The sequence below is a fragment of the Streptomyces sp. WM6386 genome, from assembly GCF_000972385.1.
Classification (GTDB): Bacteria; Actinomycetota; Actinomycetes; order Streptomycetales; family Streptomycetaceae; genus Streptomyces.
This window is the reverse complement of the sequence record NZ_JXTE01000008.1, coordinates 142885-167575: the sequence shown is the minus strand read 5'-3', so window position 1 is coordinate 167575 and position 24691 is coordinate 142885. Positions and strand designations below refer to the sequence as shown.

Here is a 24691-nt window from a genome sequence, read left to right as displayed (position 1 = left end):
CAACCAGCCCCCGCCCGGGGGTGGTTTCGGCCCGCCGCAGGACCAGCCGCCGCAGCAGCCCGGATTCGGCGCCCCGCAGCCGCCGGCCCAGCAGCCCGGTTACGGCTACCCCCAGGCGCCGCCCCCGCCGCCGCAGACGCCCCCGCCCCCGCAGGCACCGCCGGCGGACCAGGGCTACGGCTACCCCGGCCAGCAGCAGCCGTCGTACGGCCAGCAGCCCAACCCGTACGGGCAGCGGCAGCCCGGCGGTTACGGCCAGCAGCCCAACCCCTATGGCCAGCAGCCCGGTTACGGATACCCGCAGCCGACCATGCCGCTGCACCCCCAGCCCGGTCAGCCGGGCGGTGGCGGCCGGAAGTTCAGCCCGCAGCTGGCGATCATCGTCGCGGCGGGGGGGGCGATCGCGCTGATCGTGGGCGGCGGTGTCTGGTACGCCTCCTCGTCCGGCGACGACAAGAAGGACACCGCGAGCTCCAGTGGCGGCACCGGCGGTGGCGGCGACGAGAAGGGCGGCACCGGCGGCACCTCCAGCAAGGGCGACGAGAAGGTCCCGTCCAGCACCGCCGCGTCCGTCCTCTTCCAGGTCCCGCAGCCCAAGCCGCCGGTCGACACCACGTACACGGTGGATGGCTCCTGGCTGACCGACACGGTCTATGCCAAGAGCGGCATCGCCGAGGTTGTCGGCTACGACCTCGACAAGGGCACGAAGCTGTGGACGATCAAGTTGCCCGGTCCGGTGTGCCGGGCCAGTCGGCACATGACCGAGGACAACCTGACGGCCATCGCCTTCGAGCCGGCGATGCCGACGAAGGACCGTACCGCGGGCTGCAGCCAGATCGCTGCGATCGATCTGGACGCGGGCAAGAAGCTTTGGACCAAGACGGCCAAGACCGGTGACCGGCTGATCACCTGGGACAACGTCAACGTCAGCGCGAACACGGTCGCTTCGGGCAGCACAAGCGGTGGCGCCGCCTGGGACATTTCCACAGGCAAGTCCCTGTGGACCCCCAAGCCCACCGACACCTGCTACGACGCGGGCTACGGCGGCGGCGAGAAGCTGGTCGCGGTCCGCAAGTGCGGCTCGTACGACGCTCGCCAGCTGCACATCCAGACCATCGACCCGGCCTCCGGGAAGGTGATCTCCGAGTACAAGTTGGCGCAGGGCATCGAGTACGCGAGCATCATCTCCACCGAGCCGCTTGTCGTGGCCGCCGAGGTGGGCGAGGTCGAGGGCGCCAGAGGTATCTCGGATGTCTTCGCCATCGACAACAAGACCGGCAAGCTACGCTCCCGTATCTCCCTGGCGGCGGACCAGTACGAGGCCCGCTGTGATGGGATCTACCAGGTCGAATACTGCTTCCAGGTCGTGGTCGGCAACGACCGGCTCTACGTGCAGACCGAGGAACACGACGGCACCGGTGGCGAGTACAGCAACCGGACCAACGAGATCGTCGCCTTCGACCTGGCCTCCGGCAAGCAGACCGGCCAGCGCGCCGACGCGGGCGACCGCTACACGATCACCCCGCTGCGCATGGACGGCGGCAACCTGCTGGCATACAAGCAACCGCCGTACGACAAGGGCGGTCAGATCGTGACCATCGACGGCGGCACCTTCAAGGAGACGAAGCTCCTGGAGATGCCGTCGACGGAGGCGGTGCGCGACGTGGAGACCAGCATGCTCCCCGACTCTTCCGAGATCCTTTACCACGACGGCCGGCTGTTCATGTCGAAGGTCTACGCGAGCGATTTCGGCAGCAGTTCTACCGAGAAGGAGTATCTCGCGATCGTCTTCGGCGCGAAGTAGGCGCAGAACCACCCGTGATCATGGCCCCATCCCTGCTCAGGGGTGGGGCCGTGCGCGTACCACCCATCAACCTCGAATGCCGGAAATTCTGTCGATCCGGGGCACTTCTCACGAGTAGGGGGAGCGCAACGTCGAACAAGCGTGTAGCTTCCGGGGGCATGAAGAGCGGGGGAGCCGGGAGGGGGCTTCTGGCCGTGCGATCAGTGGGCATCCATAGTGGAGCTTCCACAGCGGGGCATGGGGATCGTTGCATGGGGATCCATTGGGGGGACTGGGGGGTTGCTCGATGGGAGTGCGGCTCATGGTGGTCGACGACCACCGACTGCTCGCGGAGGCGCTGGCCTCGGCGTTGAAGCTGCGCGGGCACCGGGTGCTCGCCGCGGCGGCACCCGCCGCGGGCGCGGCGGAGCTGGTGATCACCCGGGCGCCCGAGGTGTGCCTGCTGGGCACGGCGACACCGGCCGAACCGGGCATCTTCGACCCGGTGGTGAAGATCAAGCGCGAACGTCCGCAGGTCGCGGTGCTGGTCCTGGGGCCTGTGCCGAGCCCACGCGGCATCGCGGCGGCGTTCGCGGCTGGTGCGTCGGGATACGTTCGACACGATGAGCGGATCGAGGGCGTAGAACGGGCGATCATGAAGGCGAGGGCGGGTGAGGCGGCTGTAGCGCCGCAACTGCTGCAGGGAGCGTTCAGTGAACTGCTCAATCCAGCCGCCCAACCGGACGACGAGGGCCAGCGCCTGCTCCAGATGCTCACCCCGAGGGAGGTGGAGGTCCTGGTACGCGTCGCCGACGGCGAGGATACTCGTCTCATCGCGGCGGGCATGGGTATCGCACCGTCCACGGCCCGCACCCATGTGCAGCGAGTCCTGATGAAGTTGGGAGTGGGGTCGCGACTTGAGGCGGCGGCGTTGGCAGCCCGGACGGGGCTGTTGGACCGTGCGGGATCCCTCCCGCACGAACCGCACCCATCGGATTCCTGACCGCTTCTACGGCGACGCGGAGGCGATTTTGGTGATCATCGGGCGCCGGTCAACTCGCCCACGCAAGTAGAGAGTCGGCCGGACTTCGCCCCCGCCCGGCTTTCTGTTATTTGGGTCACATGATCATTTTTAGGCTGGATAGCGTGATCCTGAACCCCCTACGATCTGCTGCTCCAGACCGTTCTGATCACTGGGGGGCCCTTGAAACTCCGTCATGGACTGACCGTGGGAGCCGCCGCTGTGGCGGCTCTCGCCTTCGCCGCGTCACCCGCGTCCGCAGCTGACGTCACTGCTTCGCCCAGCGGCGCCCGGGGCTGGGGCAGTTTCGACTACAACAGTACGACCAGTGCGTACTCCATCCACATGGAGGTGCAGGACACCAAGGCCGACGGTCACCACGTCCGGGTCCGAGTGCAGTCCCTGGACGCGCTCCACGACGTAAGCAGTTACGCGTGGCGCTACAACTACAACGGCTACGGTGCGACGCTCGGTTGGAACACCTCGCTGACCGACTCGAATGGCATCGCCGGCTTGCGCATCCAAGTCTGCACGTTCGAGGGCGACACACCGCTCTCGTGCGACACCTCGTCGTGGGACAACAACCCCTACTTCTAGGCCTGTGGAGGAGGGGGCGGGTGCCCGCCCCTTCGGGTCGGTGGACTTCAGCGGGCGGACCTTCATATCGCTGTGCTCCTTCGACGCGCCGTCCCTACGGCCATAGTCGGCCTCCCGGGCCCGGAGTGAGCTGTTCCCGACGGGGCGGCAGCTCACAGCTCGCCCTCACTTATGACAGCTTGGTGAGCTGCGCCTCGACCACGGCGGCCGGCACGGAGAAGTTCTTGGGCCATCGCCCTCGGGCACGGCGGTCACGTATCCGACGGTGTCCCCCTTGCGGAACACCACCGCCTTCACCGGCGCCTTCGCTCCGTTCCGTTTTACGACCGCGCCTAGGCCCATCGCCCGACACCGAAGCCCAGGCCAAGGCGGCACTCAAGTCGCTGTGCAGCTCGATCGACACGTGCGAGGGCGGGTTCTCCTCCGTCTGCACCGGCACCGTGGACGCGAACATCGCGCCCGACGCCGGTGACGAGGCCGTCGCCTTCACCGCGGCATACAAAGACGACGAACTCTCCGACCCGACAAGGGCAGTGGTCTTCCGCCACGGCAGCGCCATCGCCCAGTTCAGCGCGGCCAACGCGAACGCCGTGTTCTCCGACGACTGGGACTTCCCGACCGCCCTGGTCGATACACAGGAAGCGAAACCAAGGGCATTGGCTCTGCCCTCTGGGTACAACGAAACGCCCTCTGCGGGGTCGAAGTGACCGCGCAGAGGGCGTTCTCGGCTTGTCGACCGACCGCCCTCTTTCCGGGGCAGCGGCTCTGAAGGCCGTCAGCCGGCGGTCCCGTCCTCGTCGGGCCTGTCGGTGGGTGGCCGTTCGGCGCGGACGAACGTGCCCTTGATGGGAACCGTGATCACAAGACCCTGATCGCGGAGGTCGCGGATCGCCCGGCGGACGGTGTTGACGGCTACGCCGTACTGTTCGGCGAGGTCGCGCTCGGCCGCGAGCCGTGCTCCCGCCGGTAGGCGCCCGGTGCGGATCTGCTCGGCGATGTGGTTCACGACCTGGAGATACACGTAGACGTGGCTCGTCAGGTCAGGTCTCCAGTCACGATCGTCAGCCATGTCCGCACGCTAAAGCGCATCGAAGCAGCTCACCACATGTGGGAACTTCCTCATGCATCCGCATGCTCCCTATTGCTCCACGATGCTCCCTGATTCACTGTAGAGTCGAGACGACGAAGACCCCGGCGAGGTGGCTAGACCTCCCGGGGCGTGGCCAACGCTTACAAGGAGCGTCGACATGCGGAACCATATCCGCTGTACCGTCCATCGGCTGAGCCTTCTGCTCGCCCCGGGCACAGGAACGCACCGCGCAGGCTCCCGTTCTGCTCCATCGATGCCCGCGGTTCAGCCCGTAGGAGCGATCGCACGCGCGCCTCTTCCCCGCCACCGCTCGCCGTACGGTCTGAACGTCGCTCTTGACGGCAGCGAGACCCGTCTCGTCCGCCCGTACCTCACCGCCCACGAACGCGAACGCGCCGAGCAGCGGAGCCGTCACCTCCCCTTCGTGCTTGCTGCCGAATTCGAGATCGACCTGGACCAGCACCTCGTCGGCATGCCGGGGGTGGCCGCCTGATGGACCCGATCACCACGCCCCGTCTCCTGCCCTGGCCCTCGCCCGAAGGCAAGCCCTGCTATCTCGTGACGGACAGAGAGGGCGGGTAGCTGGCCGGTCTGGCGGACCGCTTGGAAGCCGCGCAGCTCGCCATGGGCACCGACGTGCTCGGCCATGCCCGCCAGGTGCTGGACGACCCCATGTCCCCGCACACCGAGGTCCGTTACGTCGGCATCCGCCTCGCAGAGTGCCTGGCCGATGCCCTGCGCGTCGCCGAGTCGCGTGGCCTGCGGCTGCCCGTGCCCGGGGTGGGCACCGGGACCGGCCATGAGGGGTGACCCGGCCGCCGCCCAGCTCGTCGATCACATCGGACAGAAAGGAGAGCCGATGGTCAGCTCGTCGCACGAGGCGATGCACCGGATCTTCCAGAAGGACCCGGCGCTACTGACCCGTGCACTGCAGGACGTCTTGGACGTCCCCTTCCCCGAGCCGCACGATTTCGCCGCCATGAACGTCGATCTCACCGAGATCGAGCCGGTCGAGCGGCGCGTGGACACGTTGCTGCGGGCGGAGACCGGCGAGGGCGCGTATCTCCTGGTCGTGGAGTCGCAGGGGCAGCCGGACGAGAGGAAGCGCGGCAGTTGGCCGTACTACCTCAGCTACCTGTACGAGAAGTACCGCTGTGAGCCGGTGCTCATCGTCAGCACGCAGAGCAGGGCCACGGCCCGCTGGGCGGCCCGGCCCATTCACCTCGGAGTGCGGGGGCGGCCCTCGCTCACCGTCAACCCACTCGTCCTCGGGCCGGACAACGTTCCGCTGATCGCGGACGTACAGCAGGCTGTCGCGGCCCCCTCGCTCGCGGTGCTCTCGGCCATGACACATGGCCGCGGCCCGCAGGCTCCCGCCATACTGGAATCCCTGGTGGCCGCCCTTCAGACCCTCGACGCGGACAGCGCCGGGGCCTACGCGCAGTTCGTCGACTCATGCCTGGCAGATCCCCAGGTGCAGCAGATGTGGAGGGACCTCATGACCACGATGCAGTACTTCTTCCGGCACCCGCTCGCCGAGCAGGTGCGCGAAGAGGGGCGCGAGGAGGGGCGCGTCGAGGAGCGTGCCGAGACGGTGCTGAACATCCTTCGCTGGCGTGGCATCGATATTCCTGATCCCGTCCGGCAGCGCGTGGAAGCCTGCACGGACATCGACCAGCTCACCCTCTGGTCACAGCGAGCCATCCACGCCACCACCGCCGACGACCTGTTCACCGCCGAGTAACCGACGCCAAGGACAGCAAGGCAGGGGCAGGGACCGTCCGCCGGTCCCTGCCCCGCCCCCTTTACTCGGGCATCTCCTCCGCACCTACCTCCGGCACCGGCGGCGCCGTAGGCCGCAGCTTCAGCCACACCAGGAAGAAGATGCCGAGGAGCAGCATCCCGAGGCCGGTCCAGAGGTTGATGTTGACGCCCTCGGCCTTGTCGAGGGTGGCGTCGGAGGGGTTGATGCCGGCGATGGTGACGATGACGCCGTACAACACGAACAGGCCGCCGATGATGCGGCGCAGGTCGAAGATGCGGGCCGCGGTGGCGGACTGGGCCTGTAGTTCGGCGACTTCCCGCTGGACGTCCTTGTCGGAGTATCCGGAGTGATCGGACATGGTCTCTCAAACTCCCTTCCGGAGCTCGGTCAGAACGAGAACGGGATGTAGCAGGCGGCCGCCAGGATCACCGCGCCCCAGCCCAGCAGGGCCGGCCTGCGGTACCAGGCGTCGTCGCCCTCGGCCGGTGCCTCGGACATGCCCGGGGAGCGGGTGCCGTAGACCAGGCCCTGGAGCTCCGCAGCCGGCTTGGGTGCGGTGAACAGCGACACCGCGACCATGACCACCGCGCCCGCCACGAAGCCCACGATCGCCGAGACGAAGTTGGCGCCCTGGTCGGTCGGGATGTCGACGATGCCCTGCTTGTAGATCCAGAAGTAGTTCACCATCGCCGCCACCGTGCCTGCCAGCAGGCCCCAGAAGCCCGACTTCGCGGACGCGCGCTTCCAGAACATGCCGACGATGAAGACGACGAACATCGGCACGTTGAAGAAGGAGAACAGGGTCTGGAGGTAGCTCATGATGTTCGAGAAGGACGACGCCAGGAACGCCGTGCCGACCGACGCCGCCACGCCGATCACCGTGATCAGGCGTCCGAAGCGCACGTAGTACGCGTCCTCGCGGCCCCTCTCCACGTACCGCGCCCAGATGTCGTTCGTGAACACCGTGTTGAAGGACGACACGTTCGCCGCCATGCCCGCCATGAAGGCGGCCAGCAGACCCGTCACCGCGATGCCCAGGACACCGTTGGGCAGCAGTTGTTCCATCAGGTACGGGATCGCGTCGTTGTACTGGTAGCCGGACTCCGCGGTGCCGAAGCCGGGGATCAGGGCCGCGGCCGTCAGGCCCGGGATCATCACCAGGAAGACGATGAAGATCTTGGGGTAGGCGGCGATCAGGGGGGTCCGCTGGGCCGCGCTCAGGTTCTTCGCCGACAGCGCTCGCTGGACCTCCGCGAAGTTCGTCGTCCAGTAGCCGAAGGACAGCACGAAGCCCAGGCCCAGCACGATCGTCAGCCAGTTCGCGCCGAGCGGGTTGTCCGAGCCGATGCCCGTACCGCCCCACGCCGTCGTGAAGTCGGCGCCGTGCTGGGCCGTCAGCTTGTCCGTCAGGCCGTCCCAGCCGCCCACCTTCTTCAGGCCCAGCACCACGATCGGGATGAGGGCCGCGAGGATCACGAAGAACTGCAGGACCTCGTTGTAGATCGCCGACGACAGACCGCCGAGCGTGATGTACGCCAGCACGAACGCGCCCGCGACCAGGATCGCCACCCACTGCGGCCAGCCCAGCAGCGCCTCGACGACGATCGCGAGGGCGTACAGGTTGACCCCGGAGATCAGGATCGCGGCGAAGGCGAAGAGCGCGGAGCTCAGCAGGTGCGCCCACTTGTCGAAGCGCAGCAGCAGCATCTCGGGGACCGAGCGGACCTTGGAGGAGTAGTAGAAGGGCATCATCACCAGGCCGAGGAAGACCATGGCCGGGATGGCGCCGATCCAGTACCAGTGCACGGTGTAGACGCCGTACTGCGCACTGTTGGCGGCCATGCCGAGGATCTCGGTGGCGGCCAGGTTGGCGGAGATGAAGGCCAGACCGGTGATCCAGGCGGGCAGCGAGCGCCCCGAGAGGAAGAAGTCGAGGCTGGTCTTCACCGAGCGGCGGGCCGCGAACCCGATGCCCAGGACCACCACGAAGTAGATGCCGAGGATCGTGTAGTCGAGCCAGTTCGTGGGGAGTCGTAGCTCGGCTGCTAGATATGTGCCTTTTGTGATGGTTTGCATGGGCAGCCATTCAACCCTTCCGCTGGTGCGCTTTGTTTGATTCCGACGTTGACGCGACTGTCGAGTTATGGTTACTTGTGTTTAGTTCTGTTTGAGTGAAGGAGTCCGGCGGTGAAGAAGACCTCGACCCGACTGGCCGACGGTCGCGAGCTCATCTACTACGACCTGCGCGACGACACCGTGCGGGACGCGGTGGACCGCCGTCCGCTGGACCGGACGGTCACCACGTCCGAGGTCCGCCGCGACGTGCTGCTCGGCGACTCGGTCGCGATCGCCTCGCACCGCCAGGGCCGCACCTACCACCCGCCGGCCGACGAGTGCCCGCTGTGCCCGTCGCAGGGCGAGCGGCTCAGCGAGATCCCGGACTCGTCGTACGACGCCGTGGTCTTCGAGAACCGCTTCCCGTCCCTCGCCGGTGACTCCGGCCGCTGCGAGGTCGTCTGCTTCACCTCCGACCACAACGCGTCCTTCGCCGACCTCACCGAGGAGCAGGTGCGCCTTGTCCTCGACGCGTGGACGGACCGGACGTCGGAGTTGTCTCATCTGCCCTCCGTGGAACAGGTGTTCTGCTTCGAGAACCGCGGTGCCGAGATCGGTGTGACCTTGGGTCACCCGCACGGGCAGATCTACGCGTACCCCTTCACCACGCCCCGCACCGCACTGACGCTGCGTTCGGTCGCCGCCCATAAGGAGGCGACGGGCGGGGAGAACCTCTTCGACGCCGTCCTGGAGCGCGAACTCGCCGACGAGCGGGTCGTCCTGGAGGGTGAACACTGGGTGGCCTTCGTGCCGTACGCGGCGCACTGGCCGTACGAGGTCCACCTGTACCCGAAGCGCCGGGTGCCGGACCTGCTGGGGCTCGACGAGGACGCGCGCTCAGAATTCCCCCAGGTTTATCTGGAACTCTTGAGGCGCTTCGACCGGATCTTCGGCGAAGGTGAGCCCCTCACGCCCTACATCGCGGCCTGGCACCAGGCCCCGTTCGGCGCGCTGGAGGAGTTCGAGGGTGTCAGCCGTGACGACTTCGCGCTCCACCTCGAGCTCTTCACCATCCGCCGCACGCCCGGCAAGCTGAAGTTTCTCGCGGGTTCCGAGTCCGGCATGAACGTGTTCATCAACGACATCCGGCCGGAGGCCGCGGCCGAGCGACTGCGAGAGGTAGCGAGTTCATGAGCGGTAAGTACCTGGTCACCGGTGGCGCGGGCTATGTCGGCAGCGTGGTCGCCCAGCATCTGCTGGAGGCGGGCCACGAGGTCGTCGTCCTCGACAACCTGACGACGGGCTTCCGCGAGGGCGTCCCGGCGGGCGCCTCCTTCATCGAGGGCGACATCCGCGACGCGGGCAAGTGGCTGGACGGCTCCTACGACGGAGTCCTGCACTTCGCCGCCTTCTCGCAGGTCGGCGAGTCGGTCGTGAAGCCCGAGAAGTACTGGGACAACAACGTCGGCGGCACCATGGCGCTGCTGGGCGCCATGCGCGAGGCGGGCGTGCGCAAGCTCGTCTTCTCCTCCACGGCGGCCACGTACGGCGAGCCGGTCAGCACCCCGATCACCGAGTCCGACCCGACGGCCCCGACGTCGCCCTACGGCGCCTCGAAGCTCGCCGTAGACCACATGATCACCGGCGAGGCGGCCGCCCACGGTCTGGGCGCGGTGTCGCTGCGCTACTTCAACGTGGCGGGCGCATACGGCCGGCAGGGCGAGCGGCACGACCCCGAGTCGCACCTCATCCCGCTGGTCCTCCAGGTCGCGCAGGGCAAGCGGGAGGCGATCTCCGTCTTCGGCGAGGACTACCCGACGCCGGACGGCACCTGCGTCCGCGACTACATCCACGTCGCCGACCTGGCCGAGGCCCACCTGCTGGCGCTGAAGGCCGCGCAGCCGGGCGAGCACCTGATCTGCAACCTCGGCAACGGCGAGGGCTTCTCCGTCCGCCAGGTCATCGAGACCGTCCGCCAGGTCACCGGCCACCCGATCCCCGAGGTCGTGGCCCCCCGCCGCGGCGGCGATCCGGCGATCCTGGTGGCGTCGGCGCGGGCCGCGCGCGAGAAGCTGGGCTGGAACCCGTCCCGCGCGGACCTCGCGGGGATCGTCGCGGACGCGTGGGAGTTCACGCAGAACATCGGCACAGCAAGGGAGCAGTAGTGGGGCAGCAGGTGCGGGACGGTTTCGTCGAGCTGTACGGAACCGAACCCGAAGGTGTCTGGTCGGCGCCGGGCCGCGTCAACCTCATCGGTGAGCACACCGACTACAACGACGGCTTCGTGATGCCCTTCGCGCTGCCGCACACCGCCGTGGCGGCGGTCTCGCGGCGCACGGACGGCGTCCTGCGGCTGCACTCCGCGGACGTCGAGGGCGGGATCGTGGAGCTGACGCTCGACGCCCTGACCCCGGAGTCCGACAAGAGCTGGACGGCGTACCCGGCGGGTGTCCTGTGGGCCCTGCGCGAGGCCGGCCACCCGGTGACCGGCGCCGACATCCATCTGTCGTCGACGGTCCCGTCGGGCGCGGGCCTGTCCTCGTCGGCGGCGCTGGAGGTCGTGGTGGCCCTGGCCGTCAACGACCTGTTCGAACTCGGTCTGCAGCGCTGGCAGCTGGCCCGTCTGTGTCAGCGCGGGGAGAACGTCTACGTCGGCGCCCCGACCGGCATCATGGACCAGACGGCCTCGGCCTGCTGCGAGGACGGTCACGCGCTGTTCCTCGACACCCGCGACCTGTCCCAGAAGCAGATCCCCCTCGACCTGGCGGCCGAGGGCATGCGTCTGCTGGTCGTCGACACCCAGGTCAAGCACTCCCACAGCGAGGGCGAGTACGGCAAGCGCCGCGCGGGCTGCGAGAAGGGTGCGGCACTGCTGGGCGTGGACGCGCTGCGGGACGTGCCCTACGGCGAACTGGACGCGGCGCTGGCCCGGTTGGGCGACGAGGAAGAGGTCGTACGACTCGTCCGCCACGTCGTCACGGAGGACGAGCGCGTCGAGCGCGTCGTCAAGCTGCTGGAGTCGGGCGACACCCGCGCCATCGGCCCGGTCCTGATCGAGGGCCACGCCTCCCTGCGCGACGACTTCCGTATCTCCTGCCCGGAGCTGGACCTGGTCGTCGACACGGCCGTCGCCTCGGGAGCCCTGGGCGCCCGGATGACCGGTGGCGGTTTCGGCGGCTCGGCGATCGTGCTGGCGAACGTCGCCGACGTGGACTCCCTCACCAAGGCGGTGGAGGAGGCCTTCGCCGCGGCCGGGTTCACGGCGCCCCGCGTGTTCGAGGCGGTGCCTTCGCCGGGGGCGCGCAGGCTCTCCTGAGGTTCGCTGCTCTCGTCAGCCCCGTGCTCTTCGCCGAGCGCGGGGCTGACCCTTGTTTTGCCCTGTTTGATTCGATCTTGACGAGCGCGAGGCCGATCCCTGACGCGGCCCCCGAGTAGCGTCGTTTTGTTCGAGTACGGGCAGACACGGGGGCGAGATGAGCGACCTGTCGGTCGATTACGCGGTGCTGAACCGCGTGCGGCACAACCTCGACCACATCGCCGAGCTGATGAGGAAACCCGGCCGGGAGATGCGGGAGGTCACCGGTGACGCCATGGGGGTGCCCGAACTCGCCCGGCGGATGGATGACTTCGGCGACGAGTGGTCGTACGGCATCAAGCAGCTGACGAAGTTCTCCGAGAAGGCCTCCAAGGCGCTGCTCAAGGTCAAGGAGTCCTTCGAGAAACTGGACCACGAACTCGCCGAGGCGGGCCGCAAGTGACACCGGAGGACTTCCCGGCCCTGGGGTTCGTGCCCTGCCCCGGTGACCATGCCGCGGCCGACGATGTGGCCAGGACGGTGCGCCGGACCGCGAAGGCGCTCGTCGAGATCTGCCAGGTCCTGCACGGCACCGGAGCCGGCGACTGGAAGGGGCAGGCGGCGGAGGCCTTCCGGGAGAAGTTCGACGACGAGTTCCGGCCGCGTATGGACGACGCCCGCGACTCGTTCCGTGACGCCGCGACCGCCCTGGAGGACTGGGCGGCGTACATGGAGCGCAAGCAGGCGGCCGCGGTCCGGCTGGAGGCGCGGGCGGCCGAGGTCGACGACCGGCGGACCCGCGACAAGCAGGCCGGCGACACGCAGGCCGACGGCAAGAAGACCGACGAGCACCGGCACCAGCTGGAGGAGCTCCGGCGCGAGGGCCACCGGATGGCCGGCGACTACCGGGAGTACGGCAAGGGCATCGCCGACCGGCTGAAGAACGCCATGGACATCGCGCCGGACGAGCCCGGCATGTGGGACCGGCTCGGGGACGCCATCGAGAGCCTCGGCAAGGCCCTGGCCGACCTGCCGGGGGAGGTCGGGGACCTGCTCTCCGCAGTCGGCGACTGGATCGAGGCTCACGCGGACTGGATCACCGTCGCCGCCTCCGTCGTCGGGGTCATCGCCATCTTCTGCCCGGTGCTCGCTCCGCTCGCGATCGGACTGAGCGCGGTCGCGCTGTTCGCGCACGCGGCGTCGTACGGCATGAAGGGACTCTTCCCGCCCACCGGCGAGAACATCGGGAACTGGCTCACTCTGGGCGGCGACGCGCTCGGCATGGTGCCCGGGGTCGGAGCGGCGAAGTCGGGTCTGACGGCCGGGTTCAAGGCGGGACGGGCGGCCGAGGGCTTCGTCGCCGGTACCAGGGTCGGCATCAGGACGGCCGCAGTGACGGCGAAGGACGTCATGAAGGCCGTCGACCCGGTCGCCAAGGTGATCGACAAGCCGGTGATGGCCGTCGCCACCAGACTGGGCGTCTCGCGCGGCGCCGCCCTGACCGCCACGGAAGGGGTCCAGGCCGCCGCCATGCTCGCCTGGACGGCACCGACCGCGGTCAACGCCCTGGGCACGAGCCCGGCGAAGTACGACGCCGCCACCGTGGGCACCGGCGCGGGCAACATCGTCACGGGCGTCGGCGGCGGAAAGGTCGGCGGACTCGTCGCCGTCGGCAGCGCCATCGGTCTCGGCGCCTGGGAGCTGACCAAGTGAGCGCGGCCACCGTCGACCTGCCCGACCTCTGGTTCGAACTGCCGCCCGGCTTCCTGGAGTTCGACCTGGGCGAGGACCCTCAGAGCCGCATGCTGAGGATGGCCGACGCGGCCGACTCGCTCTTCGCCGACGCCACGCAGGAACAGAAGTTCACGCTCGTCGTGTCCGGCGAGTACCTGCTCCAGACGATGATCGCGGCCGGCGCCGAGCATGTGTCGAGCTGCCTGCTGCGCATGCCCGGCGACCGGCTGTCCCAGGGCACGCTCTGTGTGCTCGTCGAACCGCCGGGGCCAGGACCGCGGAGCCAGGACCGGCAGGGGTCGGCGCGGCGCACGGCAGAACAGTGGGGCGAACTGTTCCCGGACGCCGAGGTCGGGCTGGTCATGCTGCCCTACGGCATCTCCGCCCTCTGCATCCGCGAGCAGGAACTGCGGATCCCCGGAGCCCTCTTCGGCCTGGCCGAACCGGTGGCGACCACGGTCCGGCAGGCGCAGTTCTGCGTACCGCTCAGGACCGGCCCGGGCGCGGCGCTCTTCGTCTTCATGACCGAGGACGTCGAGCACTGGAGCGCGTACGTGGAGGTGCTCGGCGCCATCATGAAGTCGGTCTCGGCCGGAACGGAGGCACAGACATGAGCGGCAGCGCGCAAGCGGCACAGGAGGCGCGGGGGAGGCGTACCCGGCACCCCGTCCCGCTGGCGATCGGCATCGGCTGCTACGCCGTCGCCGTGATCGCCGGGATGTTCTTCCTGGCGGACGACGTCGGCCCGGCCGTCCGGATCCCTCTGTGGATCGTGCACGGCGTCCTGCTCGCCGCGCTGATCCGGAAACTGGGAGCCAGGGAGTCCGGCTCCTACGCGGCCCTGTTCATCGTGCTCACCTCGGCGATGTCCGTGTACGTCGTCGGCCTGGCACGCGAGGACCTCACCCTGCGGCAGCGGGGCGAGAAGGTCACGGCCACGGTCGTGAGGGAATGGCGGGACCCGGCGCAGGGGCGCCGGGCCCGGCACTCGCACTACACGCTGGAACGGCAGGACGGCACCCGGGTGCCGGGCCCCGCCATGGAGACGACGTCCGACCTCTACGACGTGGGCCGGGTGCTGACGGTGATCGAGGACCCCGAGGGCGAGCTGGCACCGCAGACGCCGGGCCAGGCCGACGCCACCGGCGAGGTGCTCGGCGCGAGCGCACTGGCCCTCGCCGCACTCGCCTGCGTCGGCTGGATGACCTGGCGCGGCTCGGACTCCGCACGGCGCCGTGACGCACGGACGAGCGCGGGCGGCGGCCTGCGCAAGGCGTACAAGACCGTCACCCGCGACCGCACCACCCCTCAGCAGCAGGAGGAGAACCTCCGCGAGGCCCTGCGCACCCACCCCGCCGACCGGCGCGGCTACATCAAGCTCGCCCCCGAGGACTACCCCGACCTGACCCGCACCCGAGCCGCCCGCATCGCCCACGAGAGGGGCCTGCGCGCGGAGGCGGCCGGCAACCGGGGATCGTGGCGGTTCGGGGAGCGGGTGGTGGAGGAAGTCCCTGACGAGTGAAGTCTGCCGGGGTTCGGCGGGTGCGAACACGTTGTGGGGATTGTCGCCGAGTCGTGCCGGTCGTACCCGGTCTGTAACCGGCTCCGCAACTCCCCCCGCAGAAGCGTCCGTTCCGTGTGACGGTGGGCATATCGCCGTGGGCGAAGGGGGATTTCATGGCTGTGCAGGGCGGTCCTCAGGCTTCACCGCGCAAGGAGCCGGGGTGCCTCAGGGGTCTGGTGGCTCTGGTCGTGTTCATCGGGATCATCTATGCGATCTGGTGGTTCACGGGCGGCAAGGACGGCGACGACGAGGCCTCCTCCCCGCCGTCGGTGTCCGCCTCGGCCACCGGGGACGGCGGCGGCAGTTCGGGGGAGTGGAAGGCCGGGGACTGCGGCGGTCCCGACCCCGACCGGGCTCCCGACGGGTACGAGGCGTACGACTGCGCCGACTCCGACGCCACCTTCAAGGCGCTGAAGATCATGGACGGCAGCATCCTGCCCGCCGCGGTCCAGTGCCCGTCGGGGACGGACGTGATCATCGAGGTGTCGATGAGCTTCGGATCCGACGAGAAGACGAGCGGCGGCATCCCCACCGACACCGTCTGCGGGCGCAATCTCTCCGACGACCACCCCGGCGACGCCGGCGCGGGCGGCGGGCAGCTGGTGAAGGGGGACTGTGTCGCGGCGGACGTCGAGGAGATCGCGTGCGACCGGGCGGGTTCCGGTGACTTCAAGGTGCTCGGGCTCGTCGATGCCGGTTCCGCCCGCTGCCCCTCCGGCACCACCGACCCCATCCAGCTGACGATCGTGGTGGGACGGCCGTACGACACCGTCTGCGGCCGCAAGCTCTAGCCGATCCGCTTCGTCAGCGTGTACTCGGTGATCCCCGGCGGATAGTCGGGGATCACACACACCACGTCGTACCCGCGCTTCTTGTAGAACTCCGGTGCCTGGAAGTCCCAGGTCTCCAGGCGGGAGTTCACACACCCCCGCTCGTCGCGGGAGAGAGCCTCCGCCGTGGCGAGCAACTGCGAACCGAGGCCCGCCCCCCGCCACCGGTCGTCCACCCAGAGGTACGTCACGTGCAGCCACGTCGTCCAGGTGTGGCCCACCAGACCTCCCGCCAGTTCGCCCGCCCCGTCCAAAGCCCAGACGTGGAGCGGAAGTTCCCGTTCACCTGGGGTTCCGCGCAGGGCGCGCAGGATCGGGGAGGCCGCCGTGTTTGCGTCGCGGAGCCCTCTGCGGAGCAGATCGCGTCGGCCTCTGTCGACTTCTGTCTCAATGCGAAACATGCGGCTCACCATAAACGTGCTGGACAGCCAGTTCTGCAAATTACCTTCCGCTCCCGGCCCCCGGCCGTACCCTGATGAACAGCACCGGTGGGGGCCGGTGCTGATCAGGGGGCGAGACAGTCGGGTACGGCGCCCGAAGTGGGGGTAGCAGTTCGTGCACGGCGGCGGCCGTGCGGCCATCGCGCTTCGGACGTCGTACCTGCGCCGGTCTTTCCGTCTCCCGACGATGGGGTATCCCCCGCTCTTACAGAGCTTGGGGAAGGGGGTTTCGTGGTTCGCATCCGAGTCCTGGTAGTCGACGACCATCGCATTTTCGCCGAGTCGCTCGCCGCAGCGCTGGCGGCCGAGCCCGACGTCGACGTCTCCGCCGCCGGCAGCGGTCCCGCCGCGCTGCGCAGTCTGGAGCGCGCGGCCGCCGAGGGGCGCCGTTACGACGTGCTGCTCGTCGACGCCGACCTGGGCGGCAATGTCCAGGGCATCCGGCCCGCCGTGCCCGTACAGGAGGGCAACGAGGACGGGCTCGTCGACGGCATCTCGCTGGTGGTCGGGGTGCGTTCCGCGCAGCCCGGCGTACGCATCGTCGTCCTCGCCGAGAAGGACGACCAGCGGCGTGCCGCGCTCGCCCTGCAGGCCGGGGCGTCGGGGTGGGTGGCCAAGGACTGTTCGCTGTCCAGACTGCTGACCGTCATACGAGGGGTACTGCGGGACGAGACGCATCTGCCGCCCGCCCTGCTCACGGGGGTCCTCAGGGAGCTCACCGCCGCTCGCAAGCACCGCACCGAGAGCGAGCGGCTCGTCGAGTCCCTGACCCCGCGCGAGCGGGAGGTGCTGCGGTGCATGGTCGCCGGTCTGGGCAGAAAGGCCGTCGCCGAGCGGCTGTTCCTCTCGCCGCACACCGTCCGCACCCATATGCAGAACGTCCTCGGCAAGCTCGGCGTGCACTCCACGCTGGCCGCCGTCGCGCTCGCCCGCCGTGCCGGGGTCGGGCCCGTCGACCTAGCCGGGGATGTTGTCGAACGGGGCGGTCAACTGGCGTAGCAGCCCCGCCAGTTCGCTCCGCTGGGCCCGGGAGAGCTCCGCGAGGATCGCGCGCTCCTGGTCGAGCAGTCCGGCGAGGGCCTGGTCCGCGCGGTCCTGGCCCTCGTCCGTCAGCCGGACCAGCACACCGCGCCGGTCCGAGGGGTCCGGCAGGCGCTCCACCAGGCCCTTCTTGGTCAGCCGGTCGATGCGGTTCGTCATCGTGCCCGAGGTGACCAGGGTCTGTGTCAGCAGCTGCCCGGGGGAGAGCTGATACGGCGTTCCCGCGCGCCGCAGCGCGGTGAGGACGTCGAACTCCCAGGGCTCCAGGCTGTGCTCGGAGAAGGCCAGTCGACGTGCCCGGTCCAGGTGCCGGGCCAGTCTGCTCACCCGGCTGAGCACCTCGAGCGGTTCCACGTCGAGGTCAGGGCGCTCCCGGCGCCATGCTGCGACCAGCCGATCGACCTCGTCCTCCATGGCGATCAGTCTAGTGGTTGTGTCGATGTGGAGTCTCTTGACGTGAAGTCTCTTGACATCGAGATAAATCGCGGGTCACAGTGGACCCATGACCGACAGTGGATCCATGACGACGTGGGACCCCGCCCAGTACCTGCGCCACGCCGACCACCGCGCCCGCCCCTTCGCGGATCTCCTCGCCCGTGTCCCCGGCCTGCCCAGCGAAGAGGCGCCCCGCATCGCCGACCTCGGCTGCGGCCCCGGCAACGTCACCGCCGTCCTCGCCGACCGCTGGCCCACCGCCCGCATCACCGGCTACGACAACTCGCCCGAGATGCTCGACCGGGCCCGCACCGAGCACGAGGGCCCCACGCCGGGCGGCGGCCGCCTCGACTTCGCTCATGCCGACGTCCGCACCTGGGCGCCCGCACAGCCGTACGACCTCATCGTCAGCAACGCCACGCTCCAGTGGGTCCCCGGGCATACGGAGCGCTTCGACGACTGGATCGCGGGGCTCGCGTCGGGCGGCACCTTCGCCTTCCAGGTGCCCGGGAACTTCGGCGCCCCCAGCCACCGGCTGATGCGCGAACTCGCCCACACCACCGGCCTCGGCGACCTCCTGCGCCACGACGACGCCGTCCTCACCCCCGAGACCTATCTGGAGCGCCTGACCGCCCTCGGCTGCACGGCCGACGTGTGGGAGACGACCTACATTCACCTCCTCACCGGCGAGGACCCGGTCCTCGACTGGGTGAAGGGAACGGGACTGCGGCCCGTCCTCACCGCGCTCGCCGACGATCCGCAGACCCGCGACGACTTCGTGAACCGCTATCGGGACGCCCTGCGCAAGGCCTATCCGGCGGGACCGCACGGCACACCCTTCCCGTTCCGCCGGATCTTCGCCGTCGCCCGCAAGGGGGCGTGATGCTCACCGGGGTCGACCACGTCCAGCTCGCCGCGCCGCCGGGCTCCGAGGACCGGCTGCGGGCTTACTACGTCGGCGTGCTCGGCATGGCGGAGATCCCCAAGCCGCCGGTGCTCGCCGCGCGCGGCGGGTGCTGGTTCCGGGCGGGGGCCGTGCAGCTGCATCTGGGGATCGAGGACGCCCCCGCCGGAGGCGGAAAATGTCACTGCAGGCCCGCCAGGAAGGCCCACCCCGGGCTGCGGGTCACGGACATCGAGACGTACGCCGCCCGGCTTCAGGCCGGCGGCGCCGCGCTGACCTGGGACGCGGACCTGCCGGGACACCGGCGCTTCTACGCCCACGACCCCGTCGGCAACCGGCTGGAGTTTCTGGAGCCGGTTGTTTGAGCACTCCCGGCGCGGGCCACTCGGTGGAGTGACAGCGGGGGGACGATCCAGCCGGGAGTGAGTGGCGTGGCGAAGGAACAGAAGGCTCGGGCGAAGAAGGAACAGGCGAAGGGCAAGGCCAAGGAGACCATGGGCCGCACGGTCGGCAACGAGCGGATGACCGGCGAGGGCCGCACCGAGCAGGCCAAGGGCGACATGCGCCAGGCCAAGGAGAAGGCCAAGGACGCCTTCAAACGGTGACCCCGCGGGGCGCCGCAGGAGTCAGCTCTTGCGGCGCCCTATCAGGTGCGGCTTCTGCTCAAGGCCGTCCAGGCCGTGCCACGACAGGTTCACCAGGTGCGCGGCGACCTCCGCCTTCTTCGGGCGGCGCACGTCCAGCCACCACTGGCCGGTCAGGGCGACCATGCCGACCAGGGCCTGGGCGTACAGCGGGGCCAGCTTCGGGTCGAAGCCGCGGCTCTTGAACTCGCGGCCCAGGATGTCCTCCACCTGGGTGGCGATGTCCGAGATCAGCGAGGCGAAGGTGCCCGTCGACTGCGGGATGGGGGAATCACGGACCAGGATGCGGAAGCCGTCCGTGTACTCCTCGATGTAGTCCAGGAGTGCGAAGGCCGCCTGTTCGAGGAGCTCGCGCGGATGGCCGGCGGTCAGGGAGCTCGTGACCATGTCGAGCAGGCGCCGCATCTCGCGGTCCACCACCACCGCGTACAGACCTTCCTTGCCGCCGAAGTGCTCGTACACCACCGGCTTGGACACCCCGGCCTTCGCCGCGATCTCCTCCACCGACGTGCCCTCGAACCCCTTGGCGGCGAAGAGGGTTCGACCGATCTCGAGCAGCTGCTGACGACGCTCGGCACCCGTCATCCGGGTGCGGCGCGTGCGCCTCGGCTTCTCATTGCTCTCGGTGCTGCTGGAGTCGGTCGCCACGGCGTCAATCATGCCGCCTTCGCGGACTCCTTCCCGCGTCGAGAGCGGTCTTCGTCGGTGTTACGGCGCGAATCGATACGCGAGCGTGACGGCCAGCGGACGTCGTACGCCCAGCCGAACATCTCGAACCAGCGGATCAGACGCGCCGAGGAGTCGATCTGACCGCGCTCCACCCCGTGCCGCGCGGAGGTCTGGTCGGCGTGGTGCAGGTTGTGCCAGGACTCACCGCAGGACAGCACCGCCAGCCACCACACGTTGCCCGAGCGGTCCCGCGACTTGAACGGCCGCTTGCCCACCGCGTGGCAGATCGAGTTGATCGACCAGGTCACGTGGTGCAACAGGGCCACCCGGACCAGCGAGCCCCAGAAGAACGCCGTGAAGGCGCCCCACCACGACATCGTCACCAGACCGCCGACCAGCGGGGGGATGGCCAGGGAGAGCATCGCCCAGTAGATGAAGTCGCGGGAGATCCGGCGGATCGCCGGGTCCTTGATCAGATCCGGCGCGTACTTCTCCTGCGGGGTCTGCTCCTCGTCGAACATCCAGCCGATGTGCGCCCACCACAGGCCCTTCATCAGCGCCGGAACCGTCTCACCGAACCGCCACGGGGAGTGCGGGTCACCCTCCGCGTCCGAGAACTTGTGGTGCTTGCGATGGTCGGCGACCCACCGCACCAGGGGCCCCTCGACCGCCATCGACCCCGCGATCGCCAGCGCGATCCGCAGGGGGCGCTTGGCCTTGAAGGAGCCGTGCGTGAAGTAGCGGTGGAAGCCGATCGTGATGCCGTGGCAGCCGAGGAAGTACATGAAGACGAGCAGACCGAGGTCCAGCCAGCTCACCCCCCAGCCCCACGCCAGCGGCACCGCCGCGAGCACGGCGAGGAACGGCACGATGATGAAGAGCAGCAGGGTGATCTGCTCGAGCGAACGCTTCTGCTCGCCGCCCAGGGTGGCGGACGGCATCGAGGGATCGTCGGGCGCCTCCGGGGCGTCTTCGATCACATCGGAGCTGCTTGTGGTCATGGGGCGTCCCCTGTGGGGTTCGAGGGTTTTGTGACAAGGGCCTGGTCAGCGGAGCCCATGGAAGCAGAGCGGGCTTCCCTACGGTTCCGTAACCTACGGCGTCGTAAGTATGGCAGCGCGTCGCCCGACGGCAAGAGCCCGAGAGTCTGCGCGTCCGCACGGACACCTATCCTGGAGTCGTTCGGACAGCGCGGTCCGCTCTCATTTCTTCCCGGATGTCCGGTCCGTATGCGGCAGCCGCCGTCGGACCGGTACCGGGTTCCCTCCCGGACGAGCTTCAACACTGCAAGGAGCCGCACCTGTGAGCAGTGCCGACGACAAGACCGTTGCCCAGGAGACCACCTCCGCCGAGCTGCGCGCCGACATCAGGCGACTCGGGGACCTCCTCGGCGAGACCCTCGTCCGGCAGGAAGGCCCGGAGCTGCTGGAACTCGTCGAGAAGGTCCGCAGCCTCACCCGTGAGGACGGTGACGCCGCCGCCGAACTGCTGCGGGGCACCGAACTGGAGACCGCCGCCAAGCTGGTGCGCGCCTTCTCGACCTACTTCCACCTGGCCAACGTCACCGAGCAGGTCCACCGCGGCCGCGAGCTCAGAGCCAGGCGTGCCGCCGAGGGCGGCCTGCTCGCCCGCACCGCCGACCGCCTCAAGGACGCCGACCCCGAGCACCTGCGCCAGACGGTCCAGAACCTCAACGTTCGTCCGGTGTTCACGGCGCACCCCACCGAGGCCGCCCGCCGCTCGGTCCTCAACAAGCTCCGCCGTATCGCCGCGCTGCTGGAGACCCCGGTCCTGGAGACCGACCGCCGCCGCTACGACACCCGCCTGGCCGAGAACATCGACCTGGTGTGGCAGACCGACGAGCTGCGTGTCGTACGCCCCGAGGTGACCGACGAGTCCCGCAACGCCATCTACTACCTCGACGAGCTGCACGCGAACGCGGTCGGTGACGTCCTGGAGGACCTGACCGCCGAGCTGGACCGCGTCGGCGTCACCCTCCCCGAGAACACCCGCCCCCTCACCTTCGGCACCTGGATCGGCGGCGACCGCGACGGCAACCCGAACGTCACCCCCCAGGTGACCTGGGACGTCCTGATCCTCCAGCACGAGCACGGCATCAACGACGCGCTCGACCTGATCGACGAGCTGCGCGGCTTCCTGTCCAACTCCATCCGCTACACCGGCGCCACCGAGGAACTGCTCGCCTCGCTCCAGGCCGACCTGGAGCGCCTCCCGGAGATCAGCCCCCGCTACAAGCGCCTCAACGCCGAGGAGCCCTACCGGCTCAAGGCCACCGCGATCCGCCAGAAGCTGGAGAACACCAAGCTGCGGCTCGCCAAGAACACCCCGCACGAGGACGGCCGCGACTACCTCGGCACCGCCGAGCTGCTCCAGGACCTGACGCTGGTCCAGACCTCCCTGCGTGAGCACCGCGGCGGCCTGATCGCCGACGGCCGGATGAACCGTACGATCCGTACGCTGGCCGCCTTCGGCCTCCAGCTCGCCACCATGGACGTCCGCGAGCACGCCGACGCCCATCACCACGCCCTCGGCCAGCTCTTCGACCGGCTCGGCGAGGAGTCCTGGCGCTACGTGGACATGCCCCGCGACTACCGCGGCAAGCTGCTCGCCAAGGAGCTCAGGTCGCGCAGGCCTCTGGCGCCCACCCCGGCCCCGCTGGACGCGGCCGGCGAGAAGACCCTCGGCGTCTTCCACACCGTCAAGCGCGCCCTCGACGTCTTCGGACCCGAGGTCATCGAGTCGTACATCATCTCGATGTGCCAGGGCGCCGACGACGTCTTCGCCGCCGCCGTGCTGGCGCGCGAGGCGGGTCTGATCGACCTGCACGCCGGCTGGGCCAAGATCGGCATCGTGCCGCTCCTGGAGACCACGGACGAGCTCAAGGCCGCCGACACGATCCTTGAGGACATGCTCTCCGACCCGTCCTACCGGCGCCTGGTCGCGCTGAACGGGGACGTGCAGGAGGTCATGCTCGGCTACTCCGACTCCTCGAAGTTCGGCGGCATCACCACCTCCCAGTGGGAGATCCACCGCGCCCAGCGCCGCCTGCGTGACGTCGCGCACCGCTACGGCGTGCGCCTGCGCCTGTTCCACGGCCGCGGCGGCACCGTCGGCCGCGGTGGCGGCCCCTCGCACGACGCGATCCTCGCCCAGCCCTGGGGCACCCTGGAGGGCGAGATCAAGGTGACCGAGCAGGGCGAGGTCATCTCCGACAAGTACCTGGTCCCCTCGTTGGCCCGCGAGAACCTGGAGCTCACGGTCGCGGCCACCCTCCAGGCCTCCGCCCTGCACACGTCCCCGCGCCAGTCCGACGAGGCGCTGGCCCGCTGGGACGCCGCGATGGACGTGGTGAGCGACGCGGCCCACGCCGCCTACCGCCGCCTGGTCGAGGATCCGGACCTGCCGACGTACTTCCTCGCGTCGACGCCGGTGGACCAGCTGGCCGACCTGCATCTGGGCTCACGGCCCTCGCGCCGACCCGGCTCCGGCGTCTCCCTCGACGGCCTGCGCGCCATCCCGTGGGTGTTCGGCTGGACCCAGTCCCGCCAGATCGTCCCCGGCTGGTTCGGCGTGGGCTCCGGCCTCAAGGCGCTGCGCGAGGCGGGCCTGACTGCGACATTGGGAGGAGAGGGCGTGCTCGACGAGATGCACGAGCAGTGGCACTTCTTCCAGAACTTCATCTCCAACGTGGAGATGACCCTGGCCAAGACCGACCTGCGCATCGCCCGGCACTACGTCGAGACCCTGGTCCCGGCCGAGCTCCAGCACGTCTTCGCCGACATCGAGGCCGAGCACGCGCTGACCGTCCGCGAGGTCCTGCGGATCACCGGCGAGACCGAGCTCCTGGACGCCCAGCCCGTCCTGAGGCAGACCTTCGCCATCCGCGACGCCTACCTCGACCCGATCTCCTACCTCCAGGTCGCCCTGCTCAAGCGGCAGCGCGACGCGGCCGCCGCGGGCGAGGAGGCGGACCCGACGCTGGGCCGCGCCCTGCTGCTGACGGTCAACGGTGTGGCGGCGGGTCTGCGCAACACCGGCTGACGGTCTCTTGTGGACATGACGGTGCCCCCGAGCCTCTCACCGGCTCGGGGGCACCGTCATGTCGGGGCTTTACGGCCCTACGACGCCTTGCGACGCCGGAACACCAGGTAGCCGCCCGCCGCGACCAGCACCGCCGCGACACCGCTCAGCAGACCGACGGGGGCGCCGCTGCCGGTCTCGGCGAGGTCGTCGGCGCTGCCCTGGGCGGACGGGGAGGAGGAGGCGGACGGGGTTCCCGCGGCCTCGGCGGGCCGCGAGGCGGAGGCGGACGGCGAGGCGGGGGCGGAGGACGTCGCCTCACCGTCGCCCGGCTTGCCGTCGTCGGTGTCCTCGCAGTCGGTCCAGAAGACCTTGTGCTTGGCGGACCCGTTCTCCCCCTCGAAGTTCCAGAAGAGCTTGTAGTGGCCGTCCGGCAGCGACAGGTCCTCCGTACGGCCGTGCCCTTCGCCGTCGAGGGTGATCTCGCCGGACTTCACGGTCTCGCCCTTGACGCCGGCCGTCGGGGCCCAGGACTCGATGTGCCAGTCGACCTGCTGGGCGCTGTCGAAGCCGAAGGCGTCCAGGTAGAAGGTGCAGACGTGCGGCTCGTTGCGGCGCAGCTCCTCGTCGGTCGAGGCGTCGTGGATCTTGACGGCGCCGTTGTCGCCAGAGCCTGTCGTGACAGGGGCGGCGTGGGCGGAGGGGGCCGCGAGCATGGCGGCCACGGCGACGGCGGACAGGGCGCCGGCGCGGGTGAGGGTACGCATGGGGCAGTCCATCTTC

28 protein-coding genes are annotated in these 24691 nt (G+C 69.5%); 20 read left to right on the top strand and 8 right to left on the bottom strand.

Annotated features, from left to right (window positions below; genetic code table 11):
• The 4 genes from TN53_RS07565 to TN53_RS07550 all read left to right on the top strand — a co-directional run.
• Positions 1-1804: PQQ-binding-like beta-propeller repeat protein (locus TN53_RS07565; protein WP_046257608.1), on the top strand; the 1804-nt coding region annotated here is incomplete at its 5' end.
• A gap of 286 nt (positions 1805-2090) precedes the next feature.
• On the top strand, positions 2091-2786 hold the full coding sequence (locus TN53_RS07560) for a helix-turn-helix transcriptional regulator (RefSeq protein WP_095046353.1): 696 nt from the start codon (positions 2091-2093) through the stop codon (positions 2784-2786).
• 225 nt (positions 2787-3011) lie between these two features.
• A complete protein-coding gene (locus TN53_RS07555) occupies positions 3012-3401 on the top strand; it encodes a hypothetical protein (protein ID WP_159038105.1) in 390 nt (129 codons plus the stop codon).
• A gap of 440 nt (positions 3402-3841) precedes the next feature.
• Positions 3842-4108, top strand: coding sequence for a hypothetical protein (locus TN53_RS07550; RefSeq protein ID WP_046257605.1), 267 nt, complete (start codon positions 3842-3844; stop codon positions 4106-4108).
• Positions 4109-4176: 68 nt separating this feature from the next.
• On the opposite strand, the gene TN53_RS07545 is transcribed toward TN53_RS07550, so the two are convergent.
• Positions 4177-4470 carry a winged helix-turn-helix domain-containing protein gene (locus tag TN53_RS07545; protein WP_199924526.1) on the bottom strand — a complete coding sequence of 98 codons (294 nt, stop codon included), beginning with the start codon at positions 4468-4470 and terminating at the stop codon, positions 4177-4179.
• A gap of 274 nt (positions 4471-4744) precedes the next feature.
• Between TN53_RS07545 and TN53_RS07540 the strand changes: the two genes are divergently transcribed.
• The 3 genes from TN53_RS07540 to TN53_RS07530 all read left to right on the top strand — a co-directional run bounded on the left by TN53_RS07540 (position 4745) and on the right by TN53_RS07530 (position 6235).
• Complete coding sequence (locus tag TN53_RS07540) at positions 4745-4984, top strand: hypothetical protein (protein WP_324609601.1); 240 nt, start codon at positions 4745-4747, stop codon at positions 4982-4984.
• 110 nt (positions 4985-5094) lie between these two features.
• Positions 5095-5301 (top strand): hypothetical protein, encoded by a 207-nt coding sequence (locus TN53_RS07535; protein ID WP_420719086.1) that lies wholly within the window; start codon positions 5095-5097, stop codon positions 5299-5301.
• Between the two features lie 49 nt (positions 5302-5350).
• Positions 5351-6235 carry a hypothetical protein gene (locus tag TN53_RS07530; RefSeq protein WP_046257603.1) on the top strand — a complete coding sequence of 295 codons (885 nt, stop codon included), beginning with the start codon at positions 5351-5353 and terminating at the stop codon, positions 6233-6235.
• A 61-nt stretch (positions 6236-6296) separates the two neighbouring features.
• Here TN53_RS07530 and TN53_RS07525 read toward each other — a convergent pair whose 3' ends face one another.
• On the bottom strand, positions 6297-6614 hold the full coding sequence (locus TN53_RS07525) for a hypothetical protein (protein WP_046257602.1): 318 nt from the start codon (positions 6612-6614) through the stop codon (positions 6297-6299).
• Positions 6615-6643: 29 nt separating this feature from the next.
• A complete protein-coding gene (locus tag TN53_RS07520; RefSeq protein WP_046257601.1) occupies positions 6644-8332 on the bottom strand; it encodes a sodium:solute symporter family protein in 1689 nt (562 codons plus the stop codon).
• A 111-nt stretch (positions 8333-8443) separates the two neighbouring features.
• Between TN53_RS07520 and galT the strand changes: the two genes are divergently transcribed.
• The 8 genes from galT to TN53_RS07480 all read left to right on the top strand — a co-directional run bounded on the left by galT (position 8444) and on the right by TN53_RS07480 (position 15695).
• Entirely contained in the window at positions 8444-9505 is a 1062-nt protein-coding gene (gene galT / locus TN53_RS07515; RefSeq protein WP_046257600.1) for a galactose-1-phosphate uridylyltransferase, read from the top strand.
• The gene (gene galE, locus TN53_RS07510; protein WP_046257599.1) at positions 9502-10476 is read left to right on the top strand and encodes a UDP-glucose 4-epimerase GalE; all 975 of its coding nucleotides are present in this window, start codon (positions 9502-9504) and stop codon (positions 10474-10476) included. The genes galT and galE overlap by 4 nt, the downstream gene beginning before the upstream one ends.
• Entirely contained in the window at positions 10476-11627 is a 1152-nt protein-coding gene (gene galK, locus TN53_RS07505) for a galactokinase (protein WP_046257598.1), read from the top strand. Before galE ends, galK begins: the two co-directional genes overlap by 1 nt.
• Before the next feature lie 157 nt (positions 11628-11784).
• Positions 11785-12069 carry a hypothetical protein gene (locus TN53_RS07500; RefSeq protein WP_046257597.1) on the top strand — a complete coding sequence of 95 codons (285 nt, stop codon included), beginning with the start codon at positions 11785-11787 and terminating at the stop codon, positions 12067-12069.
• On the top strand, positions 12066-13319 hold the full coding sequence (locus tag TN53_RS44015; RefSeq protein ID WP_052745154.1) for a WXG100 family type VII secretion target: 1254 nt from the start codon (positions 12066-12068) through the stop codon (positions 13317-13319). The genes TN53_RS07500 and TN53_RS44015 overlap by 4 nt, the downstream gene beginning before the upstream one ends.
• The gene (locus TN53_RS07490; RefSeq protein ID WP_046257596.1) at positions 13316-13954 is read left to right on the top strand and encodes a hypothetical protein; all 639 of its coding nucleotides are present in this window, start codon (positions 13316-13318) and stop codon (positions 13952-13954) included. Before TN53_RS44015 ends, TN53_RS07490 begins: the two co-directional genes overlap by 4 nt.
• A complete protein-coding gene (locus TN53_RS44010) occupies positions 13951-14862 on the top strand; it encodes a hypothetical protein (protein ID WP_052745153.1) in 912 nt (303 codons plus the stop codon). The genes TN53_RS07490 and TN53_RS44010 overlap by 4 nt, the downstream gene beginning before the upstream one ends.
• Positions 14863-15017: 155 nt before the next feature.
• Positions 15018-15695 (top strand): hypothetical protein, encoded by a 678-nt coding sequence (locus TN53_RS07480; RefSeq protein WP_046257595.1) that lies wholly within the window; start codon positions 15018-15020, stop codon positions 15693-15695.
• Here TN53_RS07480 and TN53_RS07475 read toward each other — a convergent pair.
• A complete protein-coding gene (locus tag TN53_RS07475) occupies positions 15692-16147 on the bottom strand; it encodes a GNAT family N-acetyltransferase (RefSeq protein WP_095046352.1) in 456 nt (151 codons plus the stop codon). The two genes, TN53_RS07480 and TN53_RS07475, sit on opposite strands and share 4 nt — an antisense overlap.
• A gap of 258 nt (positions 16148-16405) precedes the next feature.
• Between TN53_RS07475 and TN53_RS07470 the strand changes: the two genes are divergently transcribed.
• Positions 16406-17173, top strand: coding sequence for a LuxR C-terminal-related transcriptional regulator (locus TN53_RS07470; RefSeq protein ID WP_046257593.1), 768 nt, complete (start codon positions 16406-16408; stop codon positions 17171-17173).
• On the opposite strand, the gene tamR is transcribed toward TN53_RS07470, so the two are convergent.
• A complete protein-coding gene (gene tamR / locus TN53_RS07465) occupies positions 17132-17629 on the bottom strand; it encodes a MarR family transcriptional regulator TamR (RefSeq protein ID WP_046257592.1) in 498 nt (165 codons plus the stop codon). The genes TN53_RS07470 and tamR overlap by 42 nt on opposite strands.
• An 88-nt stretch (positions 17630-17717) precedes the next feature.
• Here tamR and TN53_RS07460 point away from each other — a divergent pair, with 88 nt between their 5' ends.
• The 3 genes from TN53_RS07460 to TN53_RS44755 all read left to right on the top strand — a co-directional run bounded on the left by TN53_RS07460 (position 17718) and on the right by TN53_RS44755 (position 19159).
• Positions 17718-18533: a trans-aconitate 2-methyltransferase gene (locus TN53_RS07460; protein WP_046257591.1), complete on the top strand. Its 816-nt coding sequence runs from the start codon at positions 17718-17720 to the stop codon at positions 18531-18533.
• Positions 18533-18919 (top strand): VOC family protein, encoded by a 387-nt coding sequence (locus TN53_RS07455; protein WP_046257590.1) that lies wholly within the window; start codon positions 18533-18535, stop codon positions 18917-18919. The genes TN53_RS07460 and TN53_RS07455 overlap by 1 nt, the downstream gene beginning before the upstream one ends.
• A gap of 66 nt (positions 18920-18985) precedes the next feature.
• Positions 18986-19159: a CsbD family protein gene (locus TN53_RS44755; protein ID WP_095046350.1), complete on the top strand. Its 174-nt coding sequence runs from the start codon at positions 18986-18988 to the stop codon at positions 19157-19159.
• 21 nt (positions 19160-19180) lie between these two features.
• Here TN53_RS44755 and TN53_RS07450 read toward each other — a convergent pair whose 3' ends face one another.
• On the bottom strand, positions 19181-19858 hold the full coding sequence (locus tag TN53_RS07450; RefSeq protein WP_046257589.1) for a TetR/AcrR family transcriptional regulator: 678 nt from the start codon (positions 19856-19858) through the stop codon (positions 19181-19183).
• On the bottom strand, positions 19855-20868 hold the full coding sequence (locus tag TN53_RS07445; protein WP_046257588.1) for an acyl-CoA desaturase: 1014 nt from the start codon (positions 20866-20868) through the stop codon (positions 19855-19857). Before TN53_RS07445 ends, TN53_RS07450 begins: the two co-directional genes overlap by 4 nt.
• Before the next feature lie 301 nt (positions 20869-21169).
• Here TN53_RS07445 and ppc point away from each other — a divergent pair, with 301 nt between their 5' ends.
• On the top strand, positions 21170-23929 hold the full coding sequence (gene ppc / locus TN53_RS07440; protein ID WP_046257587.1) for a phosphoenolpyruvate carboxylase: 2760 nt from the start codon (positions 21170-21172) through the stop codon (positions 23927-23929).
• A gap of 77 nt (positions 23930-24006) precedes the next feature.
• On the opposite strand, the gene TN53_RS07435 is transcribed toward ppc, so the two are convergent.
• Complete coding sequence (locus tag TN53_RS07435; RefSeq protein WP_046257586.1) at positions 24007-24675, bottom strand: LPXTG cell wall anchor domain-containing protein; 669 nt, start codon at positions 24673-24675, stop codon at positions 24007-24009.
• Between the last annotated feature and the right edge of the window lie 16 nt (positions 24676-24691).